Genomic DNA, 25,960 nt, shown 5'->3' on the forward strand with positions numbered 1-25,960 from the left:
CTTATCGTCCCTTCCCGATCGCCTTTTCGGCGATGAAATAAACGGCAACCATGGCCGCGATCCCGATGGCGATGCCGAGCAGCTTCAACGCGCCGACGAACAGTTGCAGCGCGATCCACAACACGACGATCCCGACGAGGATCGCGATCAACAGGCTGCCCAGCGCCCTCACGCGACCGAACCTTGGGCGTTGCCCCATTCGGGCCGGTAATCGTGATTTTCGGTCATCATCGCGACGAGGTTCGTCGGTTCGCCGACCGGCTCGACGGTGTGGCGACCGGGTTCCTGCGTACCGGGCTTCGGCGTCTCGCCCTTGCCCAACGCTTCGAGGATCGCGGTCATGCGATCATAGTCCAAATCTTCGTAATTATCGTCGTTGATCTGGACCATCGGTGCCGAGGCACAATTGCCCATGCACTCGACCTCGGTCAGCGTGAACAGCCCGTCGGGCGTGGTCTTGCCCTTCATCAGGCCACGATTCTTGCACGCGGCGAACACATCGTCCGATCCGCGCAACATGCACGGCGTCGTGCCGCACACCTGCACATGATAGCGACCGACCGGCGCCAGGTTGAACATCGTGTAGAAGGTCGCGACCTCGTACACCCGCATATAGGCCATGCCCAGTTCGCGAGCGATGAACTCGATCACCGGCACCGGCAACCAGCCCTGGGTGTGCGTTTCCGCGCCGACCTGACGCTGCGCGAGGTCGAGGAACGGGATGGTGCACGACTGCTGCCGACCTTCGGGATAGCGCGCGACGATCTCACGCGCCTTTTCGGCATTGGCCGGCGTCCAGGCAAAATTGCCCCAGCGCGCGCGGACCTCGGCTTCGTCGGGGATGTTGGGGGCGTCGGCCATCAGCGAATGAACTCCACGCGGCTGACCTTGTCGCCGCTGAACGAATAGACGGTCATCACGTCGAACGGTGCGGCATCGGGCGAGCGACGCACGCGCTCGTGCAGTACTACGCGCTCGCCCAGTTCGAACGATTGCAGCACTTCGGCCTGGTTCTGCGGAAACTCGGCGAAGACCGCCGCCATGCCGCTTTCAACACCCGCACGCCCGTCGCGCACCACGTCGCCGCGATACTGCGCCTCGCAGCCATCGTCGGCGAAGAAGGCCGCATAGCCGCCCGCGTCACGCGCATTGTAGCGTTCCATCATCGCCATCACGGTTTCGAGACGGCTCAACGGTCGCACTCCCCGAACACGATATCCATCGCGCCCAGGATCGCGGTGATGTCGGCGAGCATGTGGCCCTTCGACATGAAGTCCATTGCCTGCAAATGGCTGAACGCCGTCGGCCGGATCTTCACGCGGTACGGCTTGTTGCTGCCGTCGGACACCATGTAGATGCCGAATTCGCCTTTGGGACTTTCGGTCGCGACATAGACTTCGCCGGCGGGCACGTGAAAGCCCTCGGTGTACAGCTTGAAGTGATGGATCAGCGCTTCCATCGACTGCTTCATTTCGCCGCGCTTGGGCGGCACGACCTTGCGGTCCGACGACGCGATCGGCCCTTCCGGCATCTGCGCCAGACACTGCTTCATGATGCGCGCCGACTGCCATACCTCCTCGACCCGGACCATGAACCGGTCGTAGCAGTCGCCACGGGTGCCGACCGGCACGTCGAACTCGACCCGGTCATAGGCGTCGTAGGGCTGTGCCTTGCGGATGTCCCACGGAATGCCCGCGCCACGGATCATCGGGCCGGAGAAGCCCCAGCGCACCGCGTCTTCACGGCTGACGATCGCGATGTCGACGTTGCGCTGCTTGAAGATGCGGTTTTCCGCGACCAGGCTGATCGCGTCGCCGAACAGGCGCGGCAGGCGCGTATCGAGCCATTCCGCGATGTCGGTCAGCAGCTTGAGCGGCACGTCCTGATGGACGCCGCCGGGACGCAGATAGTTGTGATGCATCCGCGCGCCCGACATACGCTCGAAAAAGCCCATGCAGTCTTCGCGGATTTCGAACATCCACAGGTTCGGCGTCATCGCGCCGACGTCCATCACGTGCGAGCCGAGGTTCAGCATGTGATTGCAGATGCGGGTCAGCTCCGCAAAGAACACGCGCAGATACTGCGCCCGCAGCGGGACCTCGATGTCGAGCAGCTTTTCGACCGCCAGAACATAGCTATGCTCCATACACAGCGGCGAGCAATAGTCGAGGCGATCCATGTACGGGAGCGCCTGCTGGTATGTCTTGTACTCGATCAGCTTTTCGGTGCCGCGGTGGAGCAGACCGACATGGGGGTCGATCCGCTCGATGATCTCGCCGTCCAGTTCGGTGACGAGACGCAACACGCCGTGCGCCGCAGGATGCTGCGGACCGAAGTTGATCGTGTAGTTCTGGATCTCGACGTCACCCGGGGTCGGGTTGGCGGCGTCGATCTGATGGTCGTAATCGGCCATTACTTATCCTCCACCGGCGGCTTGCCCGCGTCGGGCGACGGCACGTCCGGATCGACCGGCTTCGATTCAGGCTGGATGCCCGGATGCGGCTTGCCGGCACCGGTATCCGCCGTGCTGTCGGTCGTCTTCGGCTTATCGACCTGCGGTTCGGCCGCCTTGACGTTGTCGACGGCGCGCTTGACCTGATCGGCGGTCGCGGGCGTCGGCGCACCGGGCGCCTGCCCGACCGCCGGCTTCGGCTCGGCAGCCTTCTCGTCGCCTGGGAGAACGTATTCGGCACCTTCCCACGGGCTCATGAAATCGAAGGTGCGGAAATCCTGCGCCAGCTTCACCGGCTCATAGATTACGCGCTTGGCTTCTTCCGAATAGCGCATCTCGACATAGCCGGTCAGCGGGAAGTCCTTGCGCAGCGGATGACCGCGGAAGCCATAGTCGGTCAGGATGCGACGCAGATCGGCATTGCCGGTGAACAGCACGCCGTACATGTCGTACACTTCGCGCTCGAGCCAACCGGCATTGTACCAGATGCCCGTCACCGACGGCACCGGCTTGTCTTCATCGGTGGTCACACGCACACGAATGCGGTGGTTCCGGGTCATCGACAGCAGGTGATAGACGACGTCGAAGCGCTCGGGCCGCTCCGGGTAGTCGACGCCGGCGATCTCGGCCAGCATCTCATACTTCAGGCCGGGCGTGTCGCGCAGCGTCTCCATCGCGATCACCAGACGGTCGCGATCGACGGTCAGCGAGACTTCGCCGACCTTGTCCTGCGCATCGAGCAGCATGTCACCGAGCGCGGCGGTCGCCGCGTCGATGATGCCGTCGTTCGTAGCGTAGCGGGGTGCGGGTGCCTTCACCGTTCGATGCTCCCCGAACGGCGGATCTTCCGCTGCAACTGCATCACGCCATACAGCAATGCCTCAGCGGTCGGCGGGCAGCCGGGGACATAGATGTCGACCGGCACCACGCGGTCACAACCGCGCACGACGCTGTAGCTGTAATGATAATAGCCGCCGCCATTGGCGCAGCTGCCCATCGAGATGACGTATTTCGGTTCCGACATCTGGTCGTACACGCGACGCAGCGCCGGCGCCATCTTGTTGCACAGCGTGCCGGCGACGATCATCACGTCCGACTGGCGCGGGGAAGCGCGCGGCGCGGCACCGAAACGCTCCATGTCGTAGCGCGGCATGTTGACGTGAATCATCTCCACCGCGCAGCAGGCGAGGCCGAACGTCATCCACCACAGCGAACCGGTGCGCGCCCACTGGAACAGGTCCTCGGTCGACGTGACCAGAAAGCCCTTGTCGTTCAGTTCGCCGTTCAGGTCGTTGAAGAAACCCTGATCGGGCGCCTGCACCGGCACGCCGGCGGCGTTACCCGCGCCGAAGCCGTGCGGAGGCGTCGTGAGTTCTACTCCCATTCGAGAGCTCCCATCTTCCAAGCATATACGAGGCCGAGCGCCAGTTCGCCGATGAACACCATCATCGAGATCCACGCCGTCCAGCCGAGGTCGAACACCGTGACTGCCCAGGGATATAGGAACGCGGCTTCGAGATCGAAGAGGATGAAGAGGATGGCGACCAGATAGAAGCGGACGTCATACTGGCTGCGCGAGTCCTCGAACGCGGGGAAGCCGCATTCATATTCGGTCAGCTTTTCCGGCGTGGGCTTGTGCGCGCCGGTGAAACGCGATGCCACCATGGGCAACACGACGAAGGCCGTCGACAGCACCAGGGCAACGCCCAGGAACATCAGGATCGGCAGATATTGCGACAGGTCGACCAAGGTGGGGTCTCTCGCGGTTGCGGTATGAATGGAGCCGGCTTTAGGACGATGGCGTCGGCCCATCAAGGGCGGAACAGGGTGAGAATCACTCGCAATTCATGGTCGCCCTACGGTATGCCGAGCCATTGTGGGGACTCCGCCTGATCGGCGGGTATGAAAGAGGAGGAAACCGGGATGAACGCATGGGGGAAACTCGCCATCGGAGTGGCGGCTATGGTCGCGAGCGTACCGGCTGCGGCACAGACGGTGCAGGGCACGGAGCCCGAGACGATCATGACGGCGCTGCGCGAGGCGGGCTACCGCGCAGCCCTGTCGAAGGACAATGTCGGCGATCCGGTTATCAAGAGCGGCGCGGCCGGCGTCGACTTCTCCGTGCTGTTCTACAACTGCACCGAGCACAAGGACTGCAAGACGATCCAATTCTATGCGGGGTTCGTCAAGAAGGGCCGGAGCCTCGACACGATGAACAAGTGGAACGCCGAACACCGGTTCGGCCGCGCCTATCTCGACGACGAGAAGGACCCGCGAATCGAAATGGACCTCGATCTCGACAAGGGCGGAATGTCGAGCGCGCTGTTCAAGGCGAACATCGCGACGTGGGAATCGCTGCTCGGCGATTTCCAGAAGGCGATCGATTTCTGACTTGTGCGGGTGGCGGCACCGCGCCGCCACCCGACCCGATCAGCGCAGCGCGCCGGCAACCAACTTGTGCAGGCGGGTCTGAATCTGTTCGTTGCTGGCCAGCACTTCGCCCTTCTCATAGGCGCGGTCGGCACCGCGATAATCGGTGACGAAGCCACCGGCTTCCTTCACGAGCAGCAGACCGGCGGCGATGTCCCACTTCTTCAGGCCCGATTCCCAGAAGCCGTCGAAGCGACCGGCAGCGACATAGGCCAGATCGAGCGCTGCCGAACCGAAGCGGCGGATACCGGCCACTTCGGGTGCGACCGCGCCGAAGATGCGGGTCCATTCGGCGAAGTTGCCGTGCCCGAGGAACGGGATACCGGTCGCGATCAGCGCCTCCGACAGGTCGCGGCGCGACGATACGCGCAGCCGTTGTCCCTGCAGCCACGCCCCCCGGCCCTTTTCCGCCCAGAAGCCCTCGTCGGTAATCGGGTTATAGACCATCGCCGTGGTGATCTCGGGACGGCCACCGGCGCCGTTCGGCTCCTCGACCGCGACCGAGATCGAGAAATGCGGGATGCCGTGCAGGAAGTTGGTGGTGCCATCCAGCGGATCGACGATCCAGCGCGGCTTAGTCGGATCGCCGGCAATCTCGCCGCCTTCCTCCAGCAACATGCCCCAGTCGGGACGCGCCTTGCGCAGTTCCTCGACCAGCGTTTCCTCGGCGCGCTTGTCGGCCATCGACACGAAGTCCGCCGGCCCCTTGCGGCTGACCTGGAGGTGCTGGACCTCGCCGAAGTCGCGGCGCAGGCGCGGGCCGGTCTTGCGCACGGCGCGTTCGAGGACGGTGATGAGGCCGGACTGGGCGGACATTTCTTCTATTCCTATGACTTCGTTGCAGCGACACGGGCAAAGCCCGCGTCGTCGGTCGCAGCTACGCGCGCCGGCCGGGCTTGCGGCTGAGCGGAATAGCTTCCGCTATTCCGTCCTGCCGCTACGCCTCAATCCGCCCGCCGCACATATGTCTGCTCGTACACGTCCACGACGATGCGCGTCCCGGCAGCGATATGCGGCGGGACCATCACGCGGACGCCGTTGTCGAGCACGGCGGGCTTGTACGACGACGATGCCGTCTGGCCCTTCACCACCGCGTCGGCCTCGACGATCGTCGCTTCGATCGTGTCCGGCAGCTGGACGCTGATCGCTTCCTCGTCATACATTTCCATGACGACGTCCATGCCGTCCTGCAGGAACGCGGCGGCGTCGCCGAGCAGGTCCCGGGCGAGCGTCACCTGGTCGTAGGTGATCTTGTCCATGAAGACGAGCGTGTCGCCCTCGGGATACAGGAACTGGAAGTCCTTGGTATCGAGGCGGATGCGCTCGACCGTTTCGGCCGAACGGAAGCGGACGTTGTTCTTGCGGCCGTCGCGCAGGTTCTTCATTTCGACCTGCATATAGGCGCCGCCCTTGCCCGGCTGCGTATGCTGGATCTTCACCGCGCGCCAGATGCCGCCTTCATATTCGATGATGTTGCCGGGGCGAATGTCGACGCCGCTGATCTTCATGACGAACCATACCTGTTGGAAAGAGCGAAGCTGCGCCCTTACCGCTCCGCCCGTCCGCGGGCAAGCAGCGGATAGGGATTGATCGCGCGGCCCCGATACCATGGCTCGTCGGGATCGACGCGCTCGATGCCGAAATGGAGGTGGAAGTTCCCTGCACCGGCATTGCCGCTGTCGCCGACCGCGCCGATCGGGTCGCCCGCACGGACCTTCTCGCCTTCGCGCAGGGTCGGGGCATAGGCCGCGAGATGGGCGTAGTAATAGCTCAACCGCCGGTCGGGCGACCGGACATAGGCGGTGATCCCGCCGCCGCCATTGGAGTAATAGAGCTTCTCGACCGTTCCGGCCGCCGCGGCGACCACCGGGGCACCGGCCGGGGCCATGATGTCCACGCCGGTATGCCGACGCTCGCCCCCGGCACGTTCCTGACCGAAACTGTCGTGAATCGATGACCAGCCGACGCCGTGCACCGGCAGTACGAGTTGGCCGGAGCGCGGCGGCGCGGCGAGGCGGGTCGGAGCATCGGCCAGCGCGCGCAGCGGCGGTACGGACGCTCCCCCAAAATCGACCAGCAGCGCAACGAGGCCGCCGGCCAGCACGAAGATCGCAAGGAACGTCCAGCCGATCCGGTTCACCGCCCTGCCCCTATGGCTGGAAGATCGCAGGGGTGCCGGGCTTCACCATCAACGACAGCCGGGCGGCATCCCAGTTGGTCAGACGGATACAGCCATTGCTCTCTGTCTTGCCGATATTCTCCGGCTCGGGAGTGCCGTGTATGCCGTAATGTTCCTTGGACAGATCGATCCAGACGACGCCGACCGGATTGTTGGGACCGGGCGGCACGATCTCCTTGCTGTCCGACTTGTCGGCGTGGCGCAGGATCGCAGGATTATACTGCCAGTCGGGATTGGGGGCGACGCCCTGGATCTTCCATTCGCCGATGGGGAGCGGGTCGTGCGACGATCCCATCGTCGCCGGAAACTGGGCGAGGATTTTGTCGCCCTTGTACGCCCGCAGCCACCCCTCCGACTTGTCGACGACCACCCGGTCGGCCTGCGGCTGGTTGGCGTCGACGTTCAGATTGGCGAGCGTCTGGCGATAGTCGCCGGCCCAGGTATCGGCGAAGCTGCGCGACGAGGGCAGGACATTGGGGAACACGACCCGGGTGCCGGGGCGCAGCATCGTCTCACGGCTGTTGAGCGCGACCAGCGTGGCGGGCGTGGTGTGGAACATCTCCGCCAGTTTTTCGAGCGGGGAGCGATAGCCGATCGTGGTCAGCTTCGCCTGCTCGGCATAGTCCTTGGGGATCGGATTGGTATAGGGTCCGGCCAGCGCGCGTTCGGACAGGGTCAGCGTGACCGTCGCCGGACGCATGTTGGGATTCAGCGCGCGGGTGGTGGCGGCATCGAGCTTGCCCGTTACGGGCAGGCCGCGCGCGGTCTGGAACCCACGCAGCGCCTTTTTGAACAGCGCGCTGTCCTTGCCGTCGATGACCCCGGTCGTGAAGCCGTGACGGTCGAGCAGCACCTGCGCATGGAGGATCGTCCGATCGATCGCAGGCGCCTGGGGCGTCGGCGCGGGTGCCTGTGCCACTGCCACGCCGCTCACCATGAGTGCTGCCCAAGCCAACCGCTTCATACACCGTCCCCAACATCGTTGAGGGAGGATAACGACCGGAATTGGCAGACGATCCTTACTCGGCGAGGATGTCCGCGAAGGCGCGGACCGCCGCCGCTTCGTCGCCGTTCCACACCGCACCCGACACGGCGAGGAAATCGGCCCCGGCCGCGACCAGCGGCGCGGCATTGCCGGGTGTGATCCCGCCGATGGCGACGCAGGGCAGTTCGAAGACGGTCGACCACCACGACAGCAGCACCGGGTCGGCGACATGCGCGACCTGCTTGGTCGTCGTCGGGTAGAAAGCACCGAAGGCGACATAGTCCGCCCCCGCCTCTCCCGCTTCCATCGCAAGGTGGCGGCTGTCGTGGACGGTCACGCCGATCTGGACATTGGGGCCAAGCACGTCGCGGGCTTCGCGCGCGTCGCCGTCGTCCTGCCCGAGATGGACGCCATCGGCACCCAGCCGCTTGGTCAGGCTGATGCTGTCATTGACGATGAACGCGACGTCATGGTCGGCGCAGATCGTCTGGAGCGGTTCGGCGAGCCGTGCGGCGGCGTGCTGGTCCATGTCCTTTACCCGGAACTGGAATGCCGCGACCGGTCCGGCGTCGAGCGCGCGGGCGAGGCGGTCGGGGAAGGTGCCGGTCACGTCGAGCGGCGAGATCAGGTAGAGCTGGCACGGCGGGCGGCGCACATCACGGACGAACTGCGTCGCGAAATCGGGGGACAGCGGGCCGAGCGGGTCTTCGATGAGGGTCATGCGCCCTTCCCTGCCCCAGTGTGGCGGCGGGTGGAAGGGTTTCGCGCGGGCAAAGTTCACTAAGTTCACACTCGCCGCGTTTTTGCACGCGCAGTTGCGAGTGCCTATTAATATTAGGATCGATCGACATTCAGCGCATTGGCCGATGACGCACTCACCGTCGTCACTCCCGCGCAGGCGGGAGGCGATATGCGCCGACGTCGCGAATCCAGCCGAAGCGGCAGCGTCTATGGATTCCCGCCTGCGCGGGAATGACGGAAATCCACGATTGGCGCTGAATGTCGATCAGGCCTAGGTCAGCCACTCGGCCTTGGCGAACAGAAGAAGCGGGACCCCGGATCAAGTCCGGGGTGACGCAGGATGGTCGGTTCGAGGAACAATGACAAAGAGCGCCGGGCGCCGGAGCGCCCGATGCCCTTTTGCCATGGCTGGGAACCTGTAGGAAAGCGTTACGCCGCGAGCAGCGCCTTCTGTGTCGAGGCGCAGTGGATTTCGTCGATCGCTTGCGCCAGCGTCGCATCGAATTCGGCGTCGGTCATCTGCTGGCGCAGGTCGGAGAGTAGCGCGCGGCTGAAGCTGGCGATGATGCTCGGGTTCTTCGCCAGTTCGGCGCAGGCCTCGGTTCGGCTGAAGCCACCCGACAGCGCAACGACGCGCAGGACGCGCGGATGGTCGACCAGCGGCTGGAACAGGCCGGGCTTGGCCGGCAGCGACAGCTTCAGCATCACGCGGTCGTCGTCGGTCATGGCGTCGAGCGCCTTGAGGCTTTCGTCGAGCAGAATCTGGTCGGCCTCGGCGCGTTCGGCGCTCTTGATGTTCACTTCGGGTTCGATGATCGGCATCAGCCCGGCGGCGATCACCTGCTGCGCTACCTCGAACTGCTGCTGTACGACGGCGGCGATACCTTCGCGGTTGGCGAGGTTGATGACCGAGCGTTCCTTGGTGCCGAAGATGCCGAGCTTCGCCGCGCGGGCGAGCAGATCGTTCAGGCCTGGCATCGGCTTCATCAGCTGCACACCGTTGGCTTCGTCTTCGAGGCCCTTGTCGATTTTCAGGAAGGGCACGACGCCCTTGTCGGCCAGCGCCTGCGGCACGGGCTTGCCGCCCGCCTTTCCGTCCATCGTGCGTTCGAACAGGATCGCGCCGATCACCTTGTAACCGGTGAAGGCAGGCGAGAGGATGATGCGCGCGCGCATGTCGTGGATCAGGCCGAACATCTCCTCGTCCGAACCCCATGCATCGTCGGCGACGCCATAGCCCTTCAGCGCCTTCGGCGTCGAACCGCCGCTCTGGTCGAGCGCGGCGATGAACCCTTGTCCGTCGGCAATCTTCGCAGTCATGTCAGCGGTGTTCATGATCGACCCCTTGGGTGTTGGAATAGCGTCAGAGCGCGAGCCAGCGCCGGAGCGCCTGGTCCACCTGCTCCATCGAGGTGGCATCTGCCTGCCCCAGCACGCGCACCACGCGGCTGCGGCGCAGCGTCTTGATCTTGTCGACCTGCGCCTCGCTCTCGACCGAGATGCCGGTGGTGTCGGACGCGGGGAACGGCACGCGGAACAGCGTTTCGCCGCCGGTCAGACTCGTCATCGGCACGAGCGTGACCGAGGCGTGCGCTTCGTTGAACAGGTCGGATTGCACGACCAGGAAGGGGCGGCGCTTCACCGCCAGGTCGCCCGGCCCCTCGACCAGGACGATCATGCCGCGCCTTATCTCCACCGGCCGTCCTCCGCTTCGACCCGGTCGAAAAAGGCCCAGTCGGCCCCGTCGTCGCGCGCGGCGGCGCGCTCGGATTGGCGGCGGGCTTCGGCGCGAAAGGCTTCGTCGTGCAGCTCGACATAGCGGCGCACGGCATCGCGGGCGATGTCGCTCTTCGATCGCCCCTGCGACCGGGCGACATTGGCGAGCCGCTCCTCCAGTTCGGTGTCGAGTCGTACCCCTAGCAACGCCCTACCCTTCGTTTAACGTGTTGAACGGGTAGCGGGGGTTGGGGGTGGGATCAAGCGGGTTGTTGGGGTTGTCAGCAGTATTCCGCCTCAAAACGCCGTACCCCGGCGAAGGCCGGGGTCCAGTTGGGCAACCTTCGTTTCACAAACGCGGTCGTTCCGTAACTGGACCCCGGCCTTCGCCGGGGTACGAGTTTGAGGAGAAGCTTGGGGCCTACCGGATCAACGCGGCGACGCCGGGCAGTTCCTTGCCCTCCATCCATTCGAGGAAGGCACCGCCGGCGGTCGAGATGAAGCTGAACTGGTCGCTCACCCCGGCCTGGTTGAGCGCGGCGACGGTGTCGCCACCGCCGGCGACCGAGACCAGCGAACCGTCGGCGGTCAGCGCCGCCGCCGTCTTTGCGAGCGACACCGTCGCCACGTCGAACGGCGGGGTTTCGAACGCGCCCATCGGCCCGTTCCACACCAGGGTCCGGCAGTTCTTCAGCACGTCGCCCAGCGCCTCGGTCGCGGCGGGGCCGACGTCGAGGATCATTTCGTCGGCGGCGACTTCATGGACGTTGACGGTGCGCGTCGCGGGGTTCGGCTTGAACTCCCTTGCCACCACCACGTCGTACGGCAGGTGGATGGTGCAGCCGGCCTTGTCCGCCGCGTCGAAGATTTCGTCGGCGGTGCCGGTCAGGTCGTGTTCGCACAGCGACTTGCCGACATCGACCCCGCGCGCGGCGAGGAAGGTGTTGGCCATGCCGCCACCGATGATGAGATGGTCGACCCGGGTGACGAGGTGCTTCAGCACGTCGAGCTTCGACGACACCTTCGCTCCTCCGACGACCGCCGCGACCGGGTGCTGCGGATTGCCCAGCGCCTTGTCCAGCGCGTCGAGTTCGGCCTCCATCTGCCGCCCGGCAAAGGCGGGAAGCCTGTGCGCCAGCCCTTCGGTCGAGGCGTGGGCACGGTGGGCGGCGGAGAAGGCGTCGTTGACGTACATGTCGCCAAGCGATGCGAACCGGTCGATGACTGCGGGATCGTTCTTTTCCTCGCCGCCGAAGAAGCGGGTGTTTTCGAGGACGGCGATGTCGCCGGGATTGAGCGTCGCGACATTCGCCTCGGCCCCTTCCCAGTCGACATAGCGGACTTCGCGGCCCAGCACGGCACCCAGCGGGCGGACGACTTGCGACAGCGAGAATTCAGGGCTCGGGTTACCCTTCGGCCGGCCGAAATGGGCGAGGATCAGGACGATCGCGCCGCGATCGGCCAGTTCGGTGACGGTACCGATGGTCGCCCGCAGGCGGGTGTCGTCGGTAACGGCGCCATCGGCCATCGGCACGTTCAGATCCTCGCGGACCAGCACGCGCTTGCCGGTGAGGTCGCCCATATCGTCGAGCGTCTTGAAATTACGGCTCATGTCTTCGCTCCCAAATGCCGTCCGGTTCGAGCAGCATCGAGAACGCCTCCCGAAGCCGCGACCCTAACGGGCTTGTTCAATATCGATCGTGTCGCCGACGCGGATCATGCCGCCTTCGATCACCTGCGCCAGCGCGCCGCCGCGCCAGTCGGGGGTGAGTGCGGCGCGCAGGCCCTCGGCGATCGTCTCCATGCGGCTGCACGGATCGCATTCCTTGGTGATCTGCAGCAATACCTCGCCTACGCGAATGTGCACGCCAGTCGTCTGCGGCAGGTCGAAATCCTCGACCAGCAGGTTCGCGCGGCGTTCCCACCACGGCAGTTCGTGGCCGATCAGTGTCATCGCCTGCGCCCAGTCGCCGACTTCCATCAGCGACACCTGCCGCTTGTTGCGACCCGGCTTCAGCGCGCCGCGAAAGTCGCCGTCGATGCCGGTTTCGACGGTGACGCGCACCGTCTGCACCAGTTCGATCGGCCCGCGCGAAAAGGCGTGGCGGGCGATACCCCGGAGAACACCGCCCGCCACCGGGTCAGCCCAGCTTCGCCATCGCGGTCGCGGTGTCGACCATGCGGTTCGAGAAGCCCCATTCATTGTCGTACCACGACACGACGCGGACCAGCTTGCCGTCGAGCACGGCCGTTTCCAGGCTGTCGACGGTCGACGAAGCGGGCGTATGGACGATGTCGATCGAGACGAGCGGTTCGTCCGAGAAGACCAGCACGCCCTTCAGCGGACCCGATTCCGACGCCGCCTTGAGGATCGCGTTCACTTCGTCCTTGGTCGTGTCGCGCTTCGGCGTGAAGGTCAGGTCGACGAGGCTGCCGTCCGGCACCGGCACGCGAACCGCCGAACCGTCGAGACGCCCCTTCAGTTCGGGCAGCACTTCACCGACGGCGCGGGCGGCACCGGTGGTGGTCGGGATCATCGACATCGCGGCAGCACGGGCGCGGCGCAGATCCGGGTGGATCTGGTCGAGGATCTTCTGATCGTTGGTATAGGCGTGGATCGTGGTCATTAGGCCGCGTTCAATGCCGATCGAATCGTTCAGCACCTTGGCGACCGGCGCGAGGCAGTTGGTGGTGCACGACGCGTTCGACACGATGGTGTGGCCGGCTTCGAGCTTGTCGTGGTTGACGCCGTAGACGACGGTCAGGTCGACATTCTTGCCCGGTGCCGAGATCAGCACGCGCTTGGCACCGGCGTCGATATGCTTCTGGCACGACGTGCGGTCGGTGAAGAAGCCGGTGCATTCGAGGACCAGCTCGACGCCCAGTTCCTTGTGCGGCAGGTTGGCGGGATCACGCTCGGCGGTCACGCGGATGCGCTTGCCGTCGATGACCAGATCGTCGCCTTCGGCAGCGACGTCGCCCGGATACTTGCCGTGGACCGAATCGCGGCTGAACAGCCACGCGTTCGACTTGGCATCCGCCAGGTCGTTGATCGTCACCAGTTCCAGCCCGCTGTCGGGCCGTTCGAGGATCGCGCGCGCCACCAGACGGCCGATGCGTCCGAACCCGTTGATCGCTACTTTCGTCATATCCGCGTCTCCTCAGTTACCAAGCCGCGCCAGCACCTTTGCGGTGATGGCATCGGCGGTCAGTCCGAAATAGTCATAGAGCTTGTCGGCCGGGGCCGATGCGCCGAACCGGTCGATGCCGAAGCGCAGACCATCGACCATGGTATAGCGTTCCCAGCCGATGGTCGTGCCCGCCTCGATCGAGACGCGCAGAATGTCGTCCGGGCGAGCGTGCGGCAGGACGTCCTCGCGATAGGCGGCGTCCTGCGCATCGAAGCGCGACCAGCACGGCATCGACACGACATCGGCGCCGATGCCCTTCGCCTCCAGCTGCTGCGCGACGCCGATGGCGATCTCGACCTCCGAACCGGTCGCGATCAGGATGACGCGGCGGTCGGCCTCGGCGGCCTTCAGGCGGTACGCACCCTTGGCGCTGCGATTCTCGCCCGACTCCGTACGCAGCTGCGGCAGGTTCTGGCGCGACAAAGCTAGCAGCGACGGGCCGTCGCGGCGCTGTACCGCCAGTTCCCAGCATTCCGCCGTCTCGACCGCATCGGCGGGACGATAGACGTCGAGGCCGGGGATGATGCGCAGGCTCATCACATGTTCGATCGGCTGGTGGGTCGGGCCGTCCTCACCCAGACCGATCGAATCATGGGTCATGACATAGACGACGCCGGCATTCTGCAATGCCGACAGGCGGATCGCCGGACGGGCATAGTCGGCGAACACCAGGAAGGTGCCGCCATAGGCCAGCACGCCGCCGTGCAGCGCCATGCCGTTCATCGCCGCCGACATACCAAATTCGCGGATGCCGTAATGGATGTAGCGACCCGAATAATCCTCCGCCGTCAGCGCGACCTGCGCCTTGGTCTGGGTATTGTTCGAGGGCGTCAGATCGGCCGAGCCGCCGATGGTTTCGGGCAGCGAGGCGTTGATCGCTTCCAGTGCCAGCGAGGATGCGACGCGGGTCGCGATCTTCTTCGGCTCGGCGATCAGGCCGTCGATATGGCCTTTCAGAGACCAGCCTTCGGGCAGCTTGTTGGCCATGCGGCGTTCGAATTCCGCACGGTCGGCATGAGCCGACAGGCGGCTGTTCCAGTCGGCATGGACAGACGCCCCGCGCGAACCGATTTCCTTCCACGCGTCGGTGAGTGCCTCGGGCAGGTGGAAGGCTTCGTGCTCCCACAACAGGGCGGCGCGGGTGGCGAGGATTTCCTCGGCGCCCAGCGGCGCGCCATGGACCTTGTGGCTGCCGCCCTTGTTCGGCGCGCCCTTGCCGATGATCGTGCGGCAGCGGACGAGCGATGGGCGCGGATCGGCGGCGGCTTCGGCGAGCGCGCGCTCGATGTCGGCGAAGTCGTGGCCGTCGCAGGCAACGACATGCCAGCCGGTCGCGGCGTAGCGGGCCGATACGTCTTCGCTGGTCGACAGGTCGGTCGAGCCGTCGATGGTGATGCGGTTATCGTCCCACAGGACGTTGAGGCGACCGAGCTTCAGGTGGCCGGCAAGGCCGATCGCTTCGTGGTTGATCCCTTCCATCAGGCAGCCGTCGCCGGCGATCACCCAGGTGCGGTGATCGACCAGATCGTCGCCGAACACGGTGTTCAGGTGACGCTCGGCGGTCGCCATGCCGACCGCCATCGCCAGCCCCTGCCCCAACGGGCCGGTGGTGCATTCGATGCCGGGCAGTTCGAAATTCTCCGGGTGGCCGGCGCAGGGGCTGCCGAGCTTGCGGAAGTTCGCAATGTCCTGAATGGTCGGCTTGGCATAGCCGGTCAGGTGGAGGAGCGAATAGATCAGCATCGATCCATGGCCCGCCGACAGGACGAAGCGGTCGCGGTCGGCCCAGTGCGGATCGGCCGGATCGAATTTCAGGAATTTGGACCAGAGGACGGTGGCGACATCGGCCATGCCCATCGGCATACCGGGATGCCCCGAATTGGCGGCCTCCACCGCGTCCATCGACAAAACGCGGATGGCGTTGGCGAGTTCGAGCTGGGATATGGTCACGCGCACTCCTGTTGGGCGCTACTGGGGTTGCGCGAGCCTTTGGAACCGTCACGCCGATCAGTCAACCGCCAAACCCAAGGCTTGTTTAACATGTATAGCAAGGATAGTTTCATCCGATGACCGACGACCCCCATGGAGCAGCCGTCGCACGGATCGAACAGGCCCTGTCGCGGATCGAGCGGGCGACCGAGGGCAGGATGCAGGCGACTCGCGCGCTGGCATCGCGCCACGCGGCATTGCGCACGCGCATCGGCGATGCCATCGGCGCGCTGGACGCGGTGATTGCGCGCGAAGCGGACGCCGACTGATGGGACAGATCACGCTGACCATCGCCGGCCGCAACCATCAGGTCGGTTGCCGCGACGGCGAGGAACCGAAGCTGCGCGCGCTGGGCGCGATGCTGGATCGCCATGCGCCGGCCGTGCAGCACGCCGCCGGCGGGTCGTCGGAGCGTACCTTGCTGTATATCGCGTTGATTCTCGCCGATCAGCTGACCGATCGGCACCCACCCGAATCGGCCGGCGGCAACGCCGAACTGCTGGAACACGTCGCCGAGCGGCTGGAAGCCGTCGCATCCGCCCTTGAGGAGCCGGTGCCGGACGCCTAAATAGGGGTCGGCGGGACTGCCCGGTGCGAGCCATGCATAATCCCTGAGGCTATTTCTTCATCCATGGGGGTTGTCCCTGCGCAGATCCTGGTCTGACGTACATGATCCCCACCTGACGTACCGTGCGTCAGTGGATAACGCGGCAAACGGCCCATGGTGGTTCCGCCACACCCCCATTCCATGACCGACAAGCGCGCCCTTCGCGCCGATTTGCGCGCGCGGCGCAAGGCGTTCGTCGCTGGCGGGCCGACGCCCCCCGCCCCGCCGCCGCTGTTCCTGCACGCGCTCAGACCCGGTGCGATCGTCGCCAGCTATGTCCCGATCGGAAGCGAAGCCGATCCAGCGCGGTTCGACGCGGCCGTCCGAGCCGCGGGCGCGTCGCTGGCGTGGCCGGTGGTCCTCGACCGCGAATCACCGATCAGCTTTCATGTCGACGATGCGATGCGCGACGGCCCGTTCGGCCTGCGCCAGCCCAGCGACGCATCGCCGGCGGTCGCGCCCGACATCATCCTGACCCCGCTGGTCGGGTTCGATGCGGCCGGCAACCGGCTGGGCCAGGGGGCGGGTCATTACGACCGGGCGTTCGCGTGCTGGCCGGACGCGCTGCGAATCGGTATTGCCTGGTCGGTGCAGCGGGTCGATGCCCTGCCCTGCGATCCGTGGGACGTACCGCTGCACGTGATCGTCACCGAAACCGACCTGTTCCTGACCGGAGTACACCCATGAACGAGCCGACTTGGCGCAAACCCGCAGGCGTGCTCGCGATCCTCGCCATGCTGTCCTTGTGGGCGATCGCCGTCGCCATGCTGTCGCCGGTGGTGGGCGGCTGGCACTGGATCGTGCAGCTCGTCTTCTACGTCGCGGCGGGCATCGCCTGGCTATGGGTGCTGCCGATGCGACGAATGCTGTTATGGATGGAAACCGGCCGCTGGCGGTAGCGCCAATCCGTAAAGGATGGCGCGAGTGACGGGGCTCGAACCCGCGACCTCCGGCGTGACAGGCCGGCGCTCTAACCAACTGAGCTACACCCGCTCTCTAGCGAGGAGGCGGCGTTTAGGGTAGCGAATCGCGGCTGTAAAGTGGGTTATTCACCGAAATCGCGAAAAGCCATTGCCGACCCCTCATTCGCCGATGGTGGCGGTGAGGCGGAGGCCGAGGACCAGCGCGTTGCGAACCGTCGGGTTCAGCCCCGGCGCCACGACATATTGAACATGCGGCTGCACCCCCAACCAGTCGCGCAGCTGGATGCGGTGGTTCAGTTCGATGACCGCCTCCCCGCGAGCAGGCGTTACGCCTTCGTTGCGGACGATGGCGCGGCCGGCGCTGCTGCCCCCGGCATAGGCGACGGCGATGCCGCTATCGTCCTGCGGCCGGCCGGGGATTAGGCCACGCCAGACGAAGCCGAGCGACGAGAAGCCGCCATAGATATTGGCGCGGTCGCTGGCGACGCCCAGCCGGAAAAAGCCGCGAAGCCCGCGTTCGCGGTCACCGGCCAGCTGTGCCTCACCGCGCAGATAGACGCCTTCGCTGCGAACCCGCCGAATGACGGCGGCCCCGGTCGCCGCATCGAACCGGTCGTCGCTGCGCGCGGTATAGGTCCAGCCGCCGGCGAGCAGTCGGACGACGCCCAGTTCGGCATCCGCCTCTCCGATCAGCAGCGCGCCGTCGCCGCCGCCGATCCCGATCCAGGTGCGGCGCGGGCGGGACGGGTCGTTGGGAACGCCATCGGCGGCGGCGGCGCGGAGCGTCAGCCGCTCGCCCAGCTTCACCTGCCCCCGCACCGACAGGCTGGTACTGGGAAAGGTCGACGGACCGGCCCGGCCCGATGCGCCCAGATCGGTGCCCATGCCGAACGCGCTGTTGACGAACAGCAGCGACGTCTGCAGCGCGTCGAATTCGCTGTTGACGTCGTACAGCCCGGCCTTGACCGACCAGCGTTCGTCCGTGCCGTGATGCTCGACCCATGCCTCCAGCACGCGCAGCAGCGGCGTGTCGGTCTCGATGCTCGACACGACCTGTCCATCACCGACCAGATCGCCGCTGAAGCGTGCGCCGTTATTGTAGAAGGCGTGGACCAGCGCGGTCGTACGGGGCACGCCGGCCAGCGTGTCGAGATCGGCGGTGGCGATGGCGCTGACATTGTTGATCCAGCGGGTGCCGCGTCGCTGACCGCCCGACACCGACGACAGGAGGTCGCCGGTATAGGCGAGTTGCAGGACCAGCGGATCGCGCGCCTCGACCTCTGGCAGTTCGACATTGCCGGGCGTTCGTTCGGCGCTGGGCGCGGCGACCTGTGCCAGCGCGGGTTCGGCACCGCCCGCCGCCGTCATGACCGCGAGGGCCGCCCCGTACCATGCCACTCGCATCCTGCCGCCCACCCCGTGCCTTCACCGATCCGATAATGCCGGTCGCCTTACGACGATGTTACCGTTTGCCGGTGGCGGCGCGGCAAATACTGTCGCGTCGAGCGGCATCTACGGTGCAAGCGGCCGTTTCCCGCCCGCCGGGCAGGGTTGACCGCCCGGCGGGGCGCGGGACATGCTGTCCCTCTGCCAAGAGGACAAGCCATGTATCAGCGTTTCGCCGACATTATCGACGCCGTGACCGCGATCCGGCACGACATTCACGCCCATCCCGAACTGGCATATGCCGAGCATCGCACCGCTGCTTTGGTCGCGGCACAGTTGGCCGCAGCCGGGTTGCAGGTCACGACCGGCATCGGCGGGACCGGCGTGGTCGGGACGCTCAGCCATGGGCGGCCCGGTCCGGCGCTCGGACTGCGCGCGGACATGGACGCATTGCCGTTCCACGAAGAGGGATCGCCGGCCTATGCCAGCACCGCACCGGGCGTGTTCCACGGATGCGGGCATGATGGGCATACCGCGATCCTGATCGGCGCGGCGCGGCACCTGGCGTCGCTGCCGCCGTTCGACGGCACGATCCATTTCATCTTCCAGCCCGCCGAAGAGGGACAGGCCGGTGCGCGGGCGATGATCGAGGACGGGCTGTTCGACCGTTTCCCGTGCGATTACGTCTTTGCACTGCATAACTGGCCCGACCTGCCGGCGGGCGAATTGCAGACGCGACCCGGCCCGATCATGGCGGCGGCCGACAAGTTCGAGATCGTGATCCACGGCAAGGGCGGCCATGCCGCGCAGCCGCACACCACGCCCGATGCGGTGCTGGCCGCAGCACAGCTGGTCACGCAGCTCAATACCATCGTCGCGCGGCGCGTGCCCCCTACCCGCTCCGCCGTGCTGTCGGTGACGCAGATCGCGGGCGGGCTGACCCACAATGTCATCCCGGCCGAGGTGCGGCTGGTCGGCACGGTCCGCACCTTCGATCCGCAGGCGCAGGATATCGTCGAAGCGGCGATCCGGGCGATGGCGCAGGGGATCGGCATCGCCACCGATACGCGGGTCGAGGTGACCTATACCCGCTATTATCCCGCGACGATCAACGATCCGCAGGCGGCCGCGATCGCGCTGGCGGCGGCGGCCGATGCCGGGCTGGCCCATGCCGAGGCCCCCGAACCGGCGTTCACCTCCGAAGACTTCTCGTTCATGTTGCAGGCGTGTCCGGGGGCCTATGCCTGGCTGGGACAGGCGCGGACAGAGGGGGAGAACCCCGCGCTCCATCATCCGCGCTACGACTTCAACGATGCAATCATCGGGCCCGGCATCGCGTGGATCACCGCGCTGGCGGCACGCGTCGTCGGCGCGACGGTCGCCTGAACCGTCCTGCTCGTTAGCGAAAGGCCGACCTGATGCCGAGATCCCGTTCGTGCGCCTGCCGGGGCGCGTGCTGATGGCGCTTTACTATACTGCCGCGCCCGAGCGCGGGCGCATCTGGAAATCGATGATCGCCGACGCGCTGCCCGACCTGGAGGTTCGGCTGGCACCGGAGATCGGTGATACCGCAGATATCCGGTTCCTTGCCGCGTGGACCCTGCCGCCCGGGCTGATCGAGACATTGCCGAACCTCGAGATACTGTTCTCGCTGGGGGCCGGTGTCGATCAACTCGACCTGTCGCAGGTGCCGGAGCATGTCACGATCGTGCGGCTGATCGAACCGAACCTTGCCGATGGCATGGCGGAATATGTCGCGATGATGGTGCTGGCGCTCCACCGCGACCTCTATGCCTATGCCGATCGGCAGGCGGAGCGGCTGTGGCAGCCGCTGCCGCAGATGCCGGCCCGCGACCGTCGCGTCGGCGTTGCGGGTCTGGGGGAAATGGGCAGGGCGGCGTTGGCGGCGCTGAAACCGTTCGGCTTTCCGCTATCGGGGTGGAGCCGTTCGCCGCGCGACCTGCCCGGCGTCACCTGTTTCCATGGACCGGACGAATTGCGGGATTTCGCGGCGCAGACCGATATCCTCGTGAACCTGCTGCCGTTGACGCCCGAGACGCGAGGCATCCTGGGCGCGGAATTGTTCGGGCGGATGCCGCAAGGCGCGGCGATCGTCTGTGCGGGACGTGGCGGGCATCTGGATGCGCCGGCGCTGATCGCGGCACTGGACAGCAGACAGCTGTCGCGGGCGATCCTCGACGTGACGCCGGTCGAGCCGTTGCCGACGGACAATCCGCTCTGGACGCATCCCCGAATCGTGGTGACGCCGCATGTCGCGGCGGCGACGGATATCGACGGATCCGGCAAGGCGGTGATCGCCAATCTGCGCCGGCATCTGGCAGGCGAACCGATGGTCGGCATCGTCGAGCGCGATCGGGGATATTGATCGGGAACCACGCTGTGGCGGCATCGAATGATGCGCCATGGCGCGAGTGACGGGGCTCGAACCCGCGACCTCCGGCGTGACAGGCCGGCGCTCTAACCAACTGAGCTACACCCGCTCTCTAGCGAGGAGGCGGGCTTTACGGAGCCGCGCCGGGGCTGTCAACGCCACTATTGCCATTTCCTGCATTTCGTTGCGGCGGCGGCACGTCCTGCACCAGCGTGCCGTGTTCGAACAGGAAGCCGGCGATGTCGGGCTTGCCCGCACCCTTCAGCACGGTCTGGATGATGATGAGCAGCGGCACGGCGAGCAGCGCCCCCGGCGTGCCCCATACCCAGCCCCAGAAGCTGAGCGTAATCAGGATCATCAGCGGATTGATGGTCAGGCGGTGACCGACGACCAGCGGCGTGATGACGTTCGCTTCCACCAGATGCGCACCGACCATGATCGCGGCCGGGAGCAGCGCCCACCAGATATCGGTGAAGGTCATCAACCCGCCCACCGCCAGCAGCAGCGCGGCAAAGATCGGCCCGAGATAGGGCACATAATTCAGCAGCGCGACGATCCCGCCCCACATCAAAGGCGTCGGCATCCCGATATACCATAGCGCCGCCGCGACGATCAGGCCGAGCATCAGGTTGATGAGCGTGATCGTGCCGAGATAGGCCGAGGTGTCGTCGACGACGTTCTGAATCACGCGCGCCGTCGCCATCGCCCCGCCGAAGCTGCTGCGCCCGGTGATCGCCGCGCGCCGCAAATTGGTCCAGCCGGCGAGGAAGAAATAGATGACCAGGATCGCGAAGAACATCTCCAGCAAGGCCGAAGGCGCGGAGGTCGTCACGAGATCGAGCAGCGATTGCGGCGGGGCGACGCTGCTCGCGGTCTGCTTGGCCGGCGCGGTCGCGACATTGGCGATCAGGCCGTTCACGAACTTTTCGAGGCTGGCGTAGAAGTCGATCAGCGGCGCGACATTCTGCTGCACGCGGTCGATCCGGTCGGGCAATATCTGCGCCCAGCCCCAGGCCGGCACGACGATCGATGCCAGCGCGCCATTGGCGACGATCAGGAACAGCATGACGCAGAAGAATGCCGCCAGCGGTGCGGGCACACGGTTGCGCTCCTGCCATTCGAGCAGTGGGACCAGCGCGATGGCGATGACGATCGCGGCGGTCAGCGGCAGGAAGAAACGCGCCCCCGCCTGCAATGCGAAGGGCAGCGCCAGCACCAGCCCGACCCCGGCGATCAGCGTCAGCGCGGCCAGCAACCGGTCGCGGCGCAGTTCCTCGGTCGGGGCATCGACCACCGCATCGACCGGATCGGACGGTGGCGTGGCCGCCGTGCCGGTTGCGCCTGCACGGTCGACCGGCGGCGGCGGTGCAGTCGCTTCGGATGCGGAATCTACCATGAATTCAGTCTAGCCCCCCTTGGCGAACCACGCCATCGGCGGTGTAACGCACGGCGGCCAGATTAGCGCCAAGCCCTAGCGGCCAAGGTCGATCGATACTCCAAGCGGCTCTACGTCGCGACTGAAGCGGTCGCCTGACCGATGGCAGCCTGCATCATTGCCAGTGCCTGACCCAAGGCGGCGATACGCACCGCACCACGACCGATATCGCCGTAATGGCATTCGCTGGTCGCAAGCGGACCATCCCGCCGCGCGCAGGCGAAATGGACCAGTCCGGGTTCGTCGCCCGGCGCCCCCTCCCCCGCGAAGCCGGTGACGGCGAGCACGACATCGGCGTCGGAACCGCGCAGGGTACCCCTTGCCATTGCCTCCGCAACGTCGCGGCTGACGGCCCCGCAATTATCGAGCATCGCGCGATCGACGCCGAGCAGTTCGCATTTGGCGGCTTCGCTATATACGACGAAGCCGCGGTCGAAGGCGTGCGACGCACCTTCCACATCGGTAAGCAATGCCGCGAGCATTCCGCCGGTGCAGCTCTCGGCGGTGGCGAGGGTCAGGTCGGCAGCACATGCGGCCTCCAGCAGGTCGGCAGCGGCCTGTTCCACCGCGTCGGGCAAGGCGGGAGCCAGTGTTTCCGTCACGCGCTGCCGTTCCTGCGCCGCGTCTCCCACCCCTTGCGCGCGGCGGCCGAGCGATCGGCGGCGGGACGGTTCGCCGCCGCCTTGCCGCCGCGCCGGGCAGAAGCGTGACTGTCGGGCTTGCCGCGACCGGACCCGGACTCGTTGCCGCCGCCCGAATCCTTGTTGACGGTCGCCCAGGCGCGGGCCTCTGCCTCCTTGTCCGGCACGCCGCGCGCTTCATAGCTTTCGGCGATATGATCGGCCTTGCGCTTCTGCTTGTCGGTATAGCTGCTCTTGTCGCCGCGCGGCATCGGAACCTCCTAGGAAGGGACAGAGGCTCGAACGAGCAGGTGCTTAGCACGGTTTCATGCCGACAGGATCGAAGTATATAACGCATGATAACGCTCGGCCATCGCCTCGACCGAAAAGCGTTCGGCGACGATCCGGCGGCAATCCGCGCGATCGATCTCTGCCACGAGGTCGATCGCGGCGATCGCTTCGTCGAGCGTATCGACGAGGAAGCCGTTGACGCCATGGTCGATCAGTTCGGGCATCGATCCGCGGTTATAGGCGATGACCGGGGTGCCGCACGCCATCGCCTCGACCACCGACAGACCGAAGGGTTCGTCGAAGCCGATCAGGTGGAGCAATGCCCGCGATCCGCCCAGCAGGTCGGTGCGTGCCTTGCCACCAACCGCGCCGTGATAGACGACCCGTTCGCCATCGATATGCGGCTCCACCTGCTCGCGCCAATAGCGGTCGTCCTGGACGATGCCGGCCATGTGCAGGCGGCGGCCGCTGGCCTTCGCCGCAGCGATGGCGTCCGCCGCGCCCTTGTCGGGGTGCATCCGGCCGAAGAACAACAGATCGTCGCTGCCGGTCGCGTCGAACGGGAAATCATCCAGCGGGATGCCGTGATGGATCGTCGCAGCATAGTTGAGCGCGGGATGCCGGTCGGCATCGCTGATGGCGACATAGTTCACCCGGTCCTGATAGGGCGCATACATCGGCAGGATGCGGTCGGACGAAAAACCGTGGATCGTCGTCACCATCGGCGTGTCGACCAGCCCGGAAAAGGCATGAGCCGGGAAATCGGCCTGATTGTGGATCAGGTCGAATTCGCCCGCGCGCTCGAACACATGCGCCAGATGTGCGAACTCCCACACCTTCGCATCGATCGAGGGGTCCTCGCTATAGGGCGCGGGCACGACGCCGGCGAGGGTCGCGGCAGTGATACTGTCCTGCGTCGCGAACAGCGTCACGTCGACGCCGCGTGCGACCAAAGCCTCGGTCAGCAGGCTGGTGACCAGTTCCCACGGGCCATAGTGGCGCGGCGGCGTGCGCCACGCGATCGGGGCAATCATCGCAATGCGCATCAATCGACTTTCAGGATCAGCCCCTCGGCGGGGCGCAGATGGTGGGGGTCGCCGGCGTCCTCATGGGTCGACAGGACGACCTGCCCCGGCTCGACGGTGATGCCGGCGGGGCGATCGCTCAGATTCAGGACGATGCGATAGTCGCCCCGGCGATAGGTCAGGATGTCTCCCTCGTCACGAACTTCGCCGATGGGGCCGGTGGCCAGTGCGGGCGTCGCACGGCGGAGCGCCAGCAGGCGGCGGTAGAAGTTCAGCATCGACGCCGGGTCGCGCGCCTGCGCCGCGACGTTCAGCGGCAGGTGCGCCGAATCGATCGGCAGCCACGGATCGCCGGTGGTGAACCCGCCGGTCGCATCCCATGGCAGCGGCGTGCGCACCGGATCGCGGCCCAGCCCCAGCCCCGGTTCGCGCAGTTCGCGCGGGTCCTGCACCTTGTCCTGCGGGACTTGCGCATCGGTCAGGCCCAGTTCGTCGCCCTGGTACAGCGTTGGCGTGCCGCGCAGCGTCAGCAGCAGCATCGCCGCCACCCGAGCCTGCGCGCTGCCGACACGGGTGGCGATGCGCGGGCGGTCGTGATTGCCTAGCACCCAGTTGGGCCAACCCTCGTCGGGCAAGGCCGCCTCATACTCCACGATCCGAGCGGCCAGTTCGGCGGCGTCCCACTTCGCCTCGATCAGCTGGAAATTGAACGGCAGGTGGACGCCGGGTGCTTGCGGAGTGCCGTAATAGGTCATCAGCTTCGGGATCGGCAGATAGATTTCGCCGACCAGAACCGCGCCATATTCGTCGGCCTGTCTCCGCATCGCCGTGCTGATCGCATGGACCTCGGGCTGGTCGGTCGAATGGAGCTGCAGCACCCGGTGCATGTCGCCCATGCCCTCGCGGAAATCCGGGTTGGGCGGATTGTCGGGAAAGTCGGCATGCTTGACCATGTGCCACTGCACGTCGATGCGGAACCCGTCGACGCCCCGGTCGAACCAGAAGCGCATCGCATCCAGCATCGCGGCCTGCACGTCGGGGTTGCGCCAGTTCAGGTCCGGCTGTTCGGGCAGGAAGGCGCGCGAATAATATTGGCCGGTGGCGGGATCAAGGGTCCAGGCCGGCCCGCCGAAATCGCTGATCCAGTTGTTGGGCGGCCCGCCATCGGGTGCCGGATCGCGCCAGATATACCAGTCGCGCTTCGGGTTGTCGCGCGACGACCGGCTCTCCACGAACCACGGATGCTGGTCGGAGCTGTGGTTCGGCACGAAATCGAGCAGCACGCGGATGCCCGCCGCATGCGCCTTGGCCAGCAGCGCGTCGAAATCGGCCAGCGTTCCGAAGCGCGGGTCGATGCCGGTATAATCCGCCACGTCATAGCCGAAATCGGCCATGGGCGACGGGTAGATCGGCGAAATCCAGATGGCGTCGATGCCGAGATCGACCAGATAGTCGAGCCGGTCGGCAATCCCGTTCAGGTCGCCGACCCCGTCCCCGTCGCTGTCGGCGAAGGAACGCGGATAGATTTGATAGATGGTGGCGGCCCGCCACCATGGTTGCGCGGATGAAACGATCGTCACGCACCGACAAGCCGCCAG

32 protein-coding genes and 2 tRNA genes are annotated in these 25,960 nt (G+C 66.1%); 7 read left to right on the plus strand and 27 right to left on the minus strand.

Features of this window, described 5'->3' with window-relative positions:
• Position 1: 1 nt before the first annotated feature.
• From MF609_RS05880 to ndhC, 7 genes are read right to left on the minus strand one after another with little or no spacing between them, the layout of a single operon-like run.
• The gene (locus MF609_RS05880; RefSeq protein ID WP_242415364.1) at positions 2-172 is read right to left on the minus strand and encodes a hypothetical protein; all 171 of its coding nucleotides are present in this window, start codon (positions 170-172) and stop codon (positions 2-4) included.
• Positions 169-861: a complex I 24 kDa subunit family protein gene (locus MF609_RS05885; protein ID WP_242415365.1), complete on the minus strand. Its 693-nt coding sequence runs from the start codon at positions 859-861 to the stop codon at positions 169-171. Before MF609_RS05885 ends, MF609_RS05880 begins: the two co-directional genes overlap by 4 nt.
• A complete protein-coding gene (locus MF609_RS05890; protein WP_419723058.1) occupies positions 861-1,202 on the minus strand; it encodes a nuclear transport factor 2 family protein in 342 nt (113 codons plus the stop codon). Before MF609_RS05890 ends, MF609_RS05885 begins: the two co-directional genes overlap by 1 nt.
• On the minus strand, positions 1,190-2,413 hold the full coding sequence (locus tag MF609_RS05895) for an NADH-quinone oxidoreductase subunit D (RefSeq protein WP_242415366.1): 1,224 nt from the start codon (positions 2,411-2,413) through the stop codon (positions 1,190-1,192). Before MF609_RS05895 ends, MF609_RS05890 begins: the two co-directional genes overlap by 13 nt.
• Complete coding sequence (locus MF609_RS05900) at positions 2,413-3,270, minus strand: NADH-quinone oxidoreductase subunit C (RefSeq protein WP_242415367.1); 858 nt, start codon at positions 3,268-3,270, stop codon at positions 2,413-2,415. Before MF609_RS05900 ends, MF609_RS05895 begins: the two co-directional genes overlap by 1 nt.
• The gene (locus MF609_RS05905; RefSeq protein ID WP_242415368.1) at positions 3,267-3,836 is read right to left on the minus strand and encodes a NuoB/complex I 20 kDa subunit family protein; all 570 of its coding nucleotides are present in this window, start codon (positions 3,834-3,836) and stop codon (positions 3,267-3,269) included. The genes MF609_RS05900 and MF609_RS05905 overlap by 4 nt, the downstream gene beginning before the upstream one ends.
• On the minus strand, positions 3,827-4,201 hold the full coding sequence (gene ndhC, locus MF609_RS05910; RefSeq protein ID WP_242415369.1) for an NADH-quinone oxidoreductase subunit A: 375 nt from the start codon (positions 4,199-4,201) through the stop codon (positions 3,827-3,829). The genes MF609_RS05905 and ndhC overlap by 10 nt, the downstream gene beginning before the upstream one ends.
• A 174-nt stretch (positions 4,202-4,375) precedes the next feature.
• On the opposite strand from ndhC, the gene MF609_RS05915 reads away from it, so the two are divergent.
• Positions 4,376-4,843: a YbjN domain-containing protein gene (locus MF609_RS05915; RefSeq protein WP_242415370.1), complete on the plus strand. Its 468-nt coding sequence runs from the start codon at positions 4,376-4,378 to the stop codon at positions 4,841-4,843.
• A 39-nt stretch (positions 4,844-4,882) separates the two neighbouring features.
• On the opposite strand, the gene MF609_RS05920 is transcribed toward MF609_RS05915, so the two are convergent.
• The 12 genes from MF609_RS05920 to tkt all read right to left on the minus strand — a co-directional run bounded on the left by MF609_RS05920 (position 4,883) and on the right by tkt (position 15,644).
• On the minus strand, positions 4,883-5,698 hold the full coding sequence (locus tag MF609_RS05920) for an inositol monophosphatase family protein (protein WP_242415371.1): 816 nt from the start codon (positions 5,696-5,698) through the stop codon (positions 4,883-4,885).
• Between the two features lie 128 nt (positions 5,699-5,826).
• Positions 5,827-6,390 (minus strand): elongation factor P, encoded by a 564-nt coding sequence (efp, locus tag MF609_RS05925; RefSeq protein WP_055783931.1) that lies wholly within the window; start codon positions 6,388-6,390, stop codon positions 5,827-5,829.
• A 38-nt stretch (positions 6,391-6,428) separates the two neighbouring features.
• Positions 6,429-7,022 carry a peptidoglycan DD-metalloendopeptidase family protein gene (locus MF609_RS05930; RefSeq protein ID WP_242415372.1) on the minus strand — a complete coding sequence of 198 codons (594 nt, stop codon included), beginning with the start codon at positions 7,020-7,022 and terminating at the stop codon, positions 6,429-6,431.
• Positions 7,023-7,032: 10 nt separating this feature from the next.
• A complete protein-coding gene (locus tag MF609_RS05935) occupies positions 7,033-8,025 on the minus strand; it encodes a L,D-transpeptidase family protein (RefSeq protein WP_242415373.1) in 993 nt (330 codons plus the stop codon).
• Positions 8,026-8,080: 55 nt separating this feature from the next.
• Positions 8,081-8,767 (minus strand): thiamine phosphate synthase, encoded by a 687-nt coding sequence (thiE, locus tag MF609_RS05940; RefSeq protein ID WP_242415374.1) that lies wholly within the window; start codon positions 8,765-8,767, stop codon positions 8,081-8,083.
• Between the two features lie 449 nt (positions 8,768-9,216).
• Positions 9,217-10,122 carry a fructose bisphosphate aldolase gene (locus tag MF609_RS05945; protein WP_242415375.1) on the minus strand — a complete coding sequence of 302 codons (906 nt, stop codon included), beginning with the start codon at positions 10,120-10,122 and terminating at the stop codon, positions 9,217-9,219.
• A 28-nt stretch (positions 10,123-10,150) separates the two neighbouring features.
• A complete protein-coding gene (locus MF609_RS05950) occupies positions 10,151-10,465 on the minus strand; it encodes a type II toxin-antitoxin system PemK/MazF family toxin (protein WP_055783924.1) in 315 nt (104 codons plus the stop codon).
• A gap of 8 nt (positions 10,466-10,473) precedes the next feature.
• Entirely contained in the window at positions 10,474-10,710 is a 237-nt protein-coding gene (locus tag MF609_RS05955) for a ribbon-helix-helix protein, CopG family (protein ID WP_055755878.1), read from the minus strand.
• A 214-nt stretch (positions 10,711-10,924) separates the two neighbouring features.
• Positions 10,925-12,115 carry a phosphoglycerate kinase gene (locus MF609_RS05960; RefSeq protein WP_242415376.1) on the minus strand — a complete coding sequence of 397 codons (1,191 nt, stop codon included), beginning with the start codon at positions 12,113-12,115 and terminating at the stop codon, positions 10,925-10,927.
• A gap of 63 nt (positions 12,116-12,178) precedes the next feature.
• Positions 12,179-12,640: an MOSC domain-containing protein gene (locus tag MF609_RS05965; RefSeq protein WP_242415377.1), complete on the minus strand. Its 462-nt coding sequence runs from the start codon at positions 12,638-12,640 to the stop codon at positions 12,179-12,181.
• Positions 12,641-12,644: 4 nt separating this feature from the next.
• Entirely contained in the window at positions 12,645-13,652 is a 1,008-nt protein-coding gene (gap, locus tag MF609_RS05970; RefSeq protein WP_242415378.1) for a type I glyceraldehyde-3-phosphate dehydrogenase, read from the minus strand.
• Positions 13,653-13,664: 12 nt separating this feature from the next.
• Positions 13,665-15,644, minus strand: a complete 1,980-nt coding sequence (tkt, locus tag MF609_RS05975; RefSeq protein WP_242415379.1) for a transketolase — start codon at positions 15,642-15,644, stop codon at positions 13,665-13,667.
• A 116-nt stretch (positions 15,645-15,760) separates the two neighbouring features.
• On the opposite strand from tkt, the gene MF609_RS05980 reads away from it, so the two are divergent.
• The 4 genes from MF609_RS05980 to MF609_RS05995 all read left to right on the plus strand — a co-directional run bounded on the left by MF609_RS05980 (position 15,761) and on the right by MF609_RS05995 (position 17,189).
• The gene (locus MF609_RS05980; RefSeq protein ID WP_242415380.1) at positions 15,761-15,952 is read left to right on the plus strand and encodes a hypothetical protein; all 192 of its coding nucleotides are present in this window, start codon (positions 15,761-15,763) and stop codon (positions 15,950-15,952) included.
• Positions 15,952-16,251, plus strand: coding sequence for a cell division protein ZapA (locus tag MF609_RS05985; protein WP_242415381.1), 300 nt, complete (start codon positions 15,952-15,954; stop codon positions 16,249-16,251). The genes MF609_RS05980 and MF609_RS05985 overlap by 1 nt, the downstream gene beginning before the upstream one ends.
• Before the next feature lie 180 nt (positions 16,252-16,431).
• Positions 16,432-16,977 carry a 5-formyltetrahydrofolate cyclo-ligase gene (locus MF609_RS05990; protein WP_242415382.1) on the plus strand — a complete coding sequence of 182 codons (546 nt, stop codon included), beginning with the start codon at positions 16,432-16,434 and terminating at the stop codon, positions 16,975-16,977.
• On the plus strand, positions 16,974-17,189 hold the full coding sequence (locus tag MF609_RS05995) for a DUF2842 domain-containing protein (RefSeq protein WP_242415383.1): 216 nt from the start codon (positions 16,974-16,976) through the stop codon (positions 17,187-17,189). Before MF609_RS05990 ends, MF609_RS05995 begins: the two co-directional genes overlap by 4 nt.
• A gap of 17 nt (positions 17,190-17,206) precedes the next feature.
• Here MF609_RS05995 and MF609_RS06000 read toward each other — a convergent pair.
• Positions 17,207-17,283 (minus strand) — tRNA-Asp (locus tag MF609_RS06000).
• Positions 17,284-17,372: 89 nt separating this feature from the next.
• Positions 17,373-18,581 carry a carbohydrate porin gene (locus MF609_RS06005; RefSeq protein WP_242415384.1) on the minus strand — a complete coding sequence of 403 codons (1,209 nt, stop codon included), beginning with the start codon at positions 18,579-18,581 and terminating at the stop codon, positions 17,373-17,375.
• Between the two features lie 237 nt (positions 18,582-18,818).
• Between MF609_RS06005 and MF609_RS06010 the strand changes: the two genes are divergently transcribed.
• Both MF609_RS06010 and MF609_RS06015 read left to right on the plus strand, forming a co-directional pair.
• On the plus strand, positions 18,819-19,985 hold the full coding sequence (locus MF609_RS06010; protein ID WP_242415385.1) for an amidohydrolase: 1,167 nt from the start codon (positions 18,819-18,821) through the stop codon (positions 19,983-19,985).
• Between the two features lie 73 nt (positions 19,986-20,058).
• A complete protein-coding gene (locus MF609_RS06015; RefSeq protein WP_242415614.1) occupies positions 20,059-20,985 on the plus strand; it encodes a 2-hydroxyacid dehydrogenase in 927 nt (308 codons plus the stop codon).
• A gap of 38 nt (positions 20,986-21,023) precedes the next feature.
• Here MF609_RS06015 and MF609_RS06020 read toward each other — a convergent pair.
• The 6 genes from MF609_RS06020 to MF609_RS06045 form a co-directional block, all read right to left on the minus strand.
• Positions 21,024-21,100 (minus strand) — tRNA-Asp (locus tag MF609_RS06020).
• Between the two features lie 21 nt (positions 21,101-21,121).
• Entirely contained in the window at positions 21,122-22,387 is a 1,266-nt protein-coding gene (locus tag MF609_RS06025; RefSeq protein WP_242415386.1) for an AI-2E family transporter, read from the minus strand.
• 110 nt (positions 22,388-22,497) lie between these two features.
• The gene (locus MF609_RS06030) at positions 22,498-23,028 is read right to left on the minus strand and encodes a CinA family protein (RefSeq protein WP_242415387.1); all 531 of its coding nucleotides are present in this window, start codon (positions 23,026-23,028) and stop codon (positions 22,498-22,500) included.
• On the minus strand, positions 23,025-23,318 hold the full coding sequence (locus MF609_RS06035; RefSeq protein ID WP_242415388.1) for a plasmid stabilization protein: 294 nt from the start codon (positions 23,316-23,318) through the stop codon (positions 23,025-23,027). The genes MF609_RS06030 and MF609_RS06035 overlap by 4 nt, the downstream gene beginning before the upstream one ends.
• Positions 23,319-23,372: 54 nt before the next feature.
• Positions 23,373-24,383 (minus strand): glycosyltransferase family 4 protein, encoded by a 1,011-nt coding sequence (locus MF609_RS06040; RefSeq protein WP_242415389.1) that lies wholly within the window; start codon positions 24,381-24,383, stop codon positions 23,373-23,375.
• Entirely contained in the window at positions 24,383-25,942 is a 1,560-nt protein-coding gene (locus MF609_RS06045) for an alpha-amylase family glycosyl hydrolase (protein WP_242415390.1), read from the minus strand. Before MF609_RS06045 ends, MF609_RS06040 begins: the two co-directional genes overlap by 1 nt.
• Between the last annotated feature and the right edge of the window lie 18 nt (positions 25,943-25,960).

It is taken from the genome of Sphingomonas panni (assembly GCF_022664435.1).
Lineage (GTDB): Bacteria > Pseudomonadota > Alphaproteobacteria > Sphingomonadales > Sphingomonadaceae > Sphingomonas > Sphingomonas panni.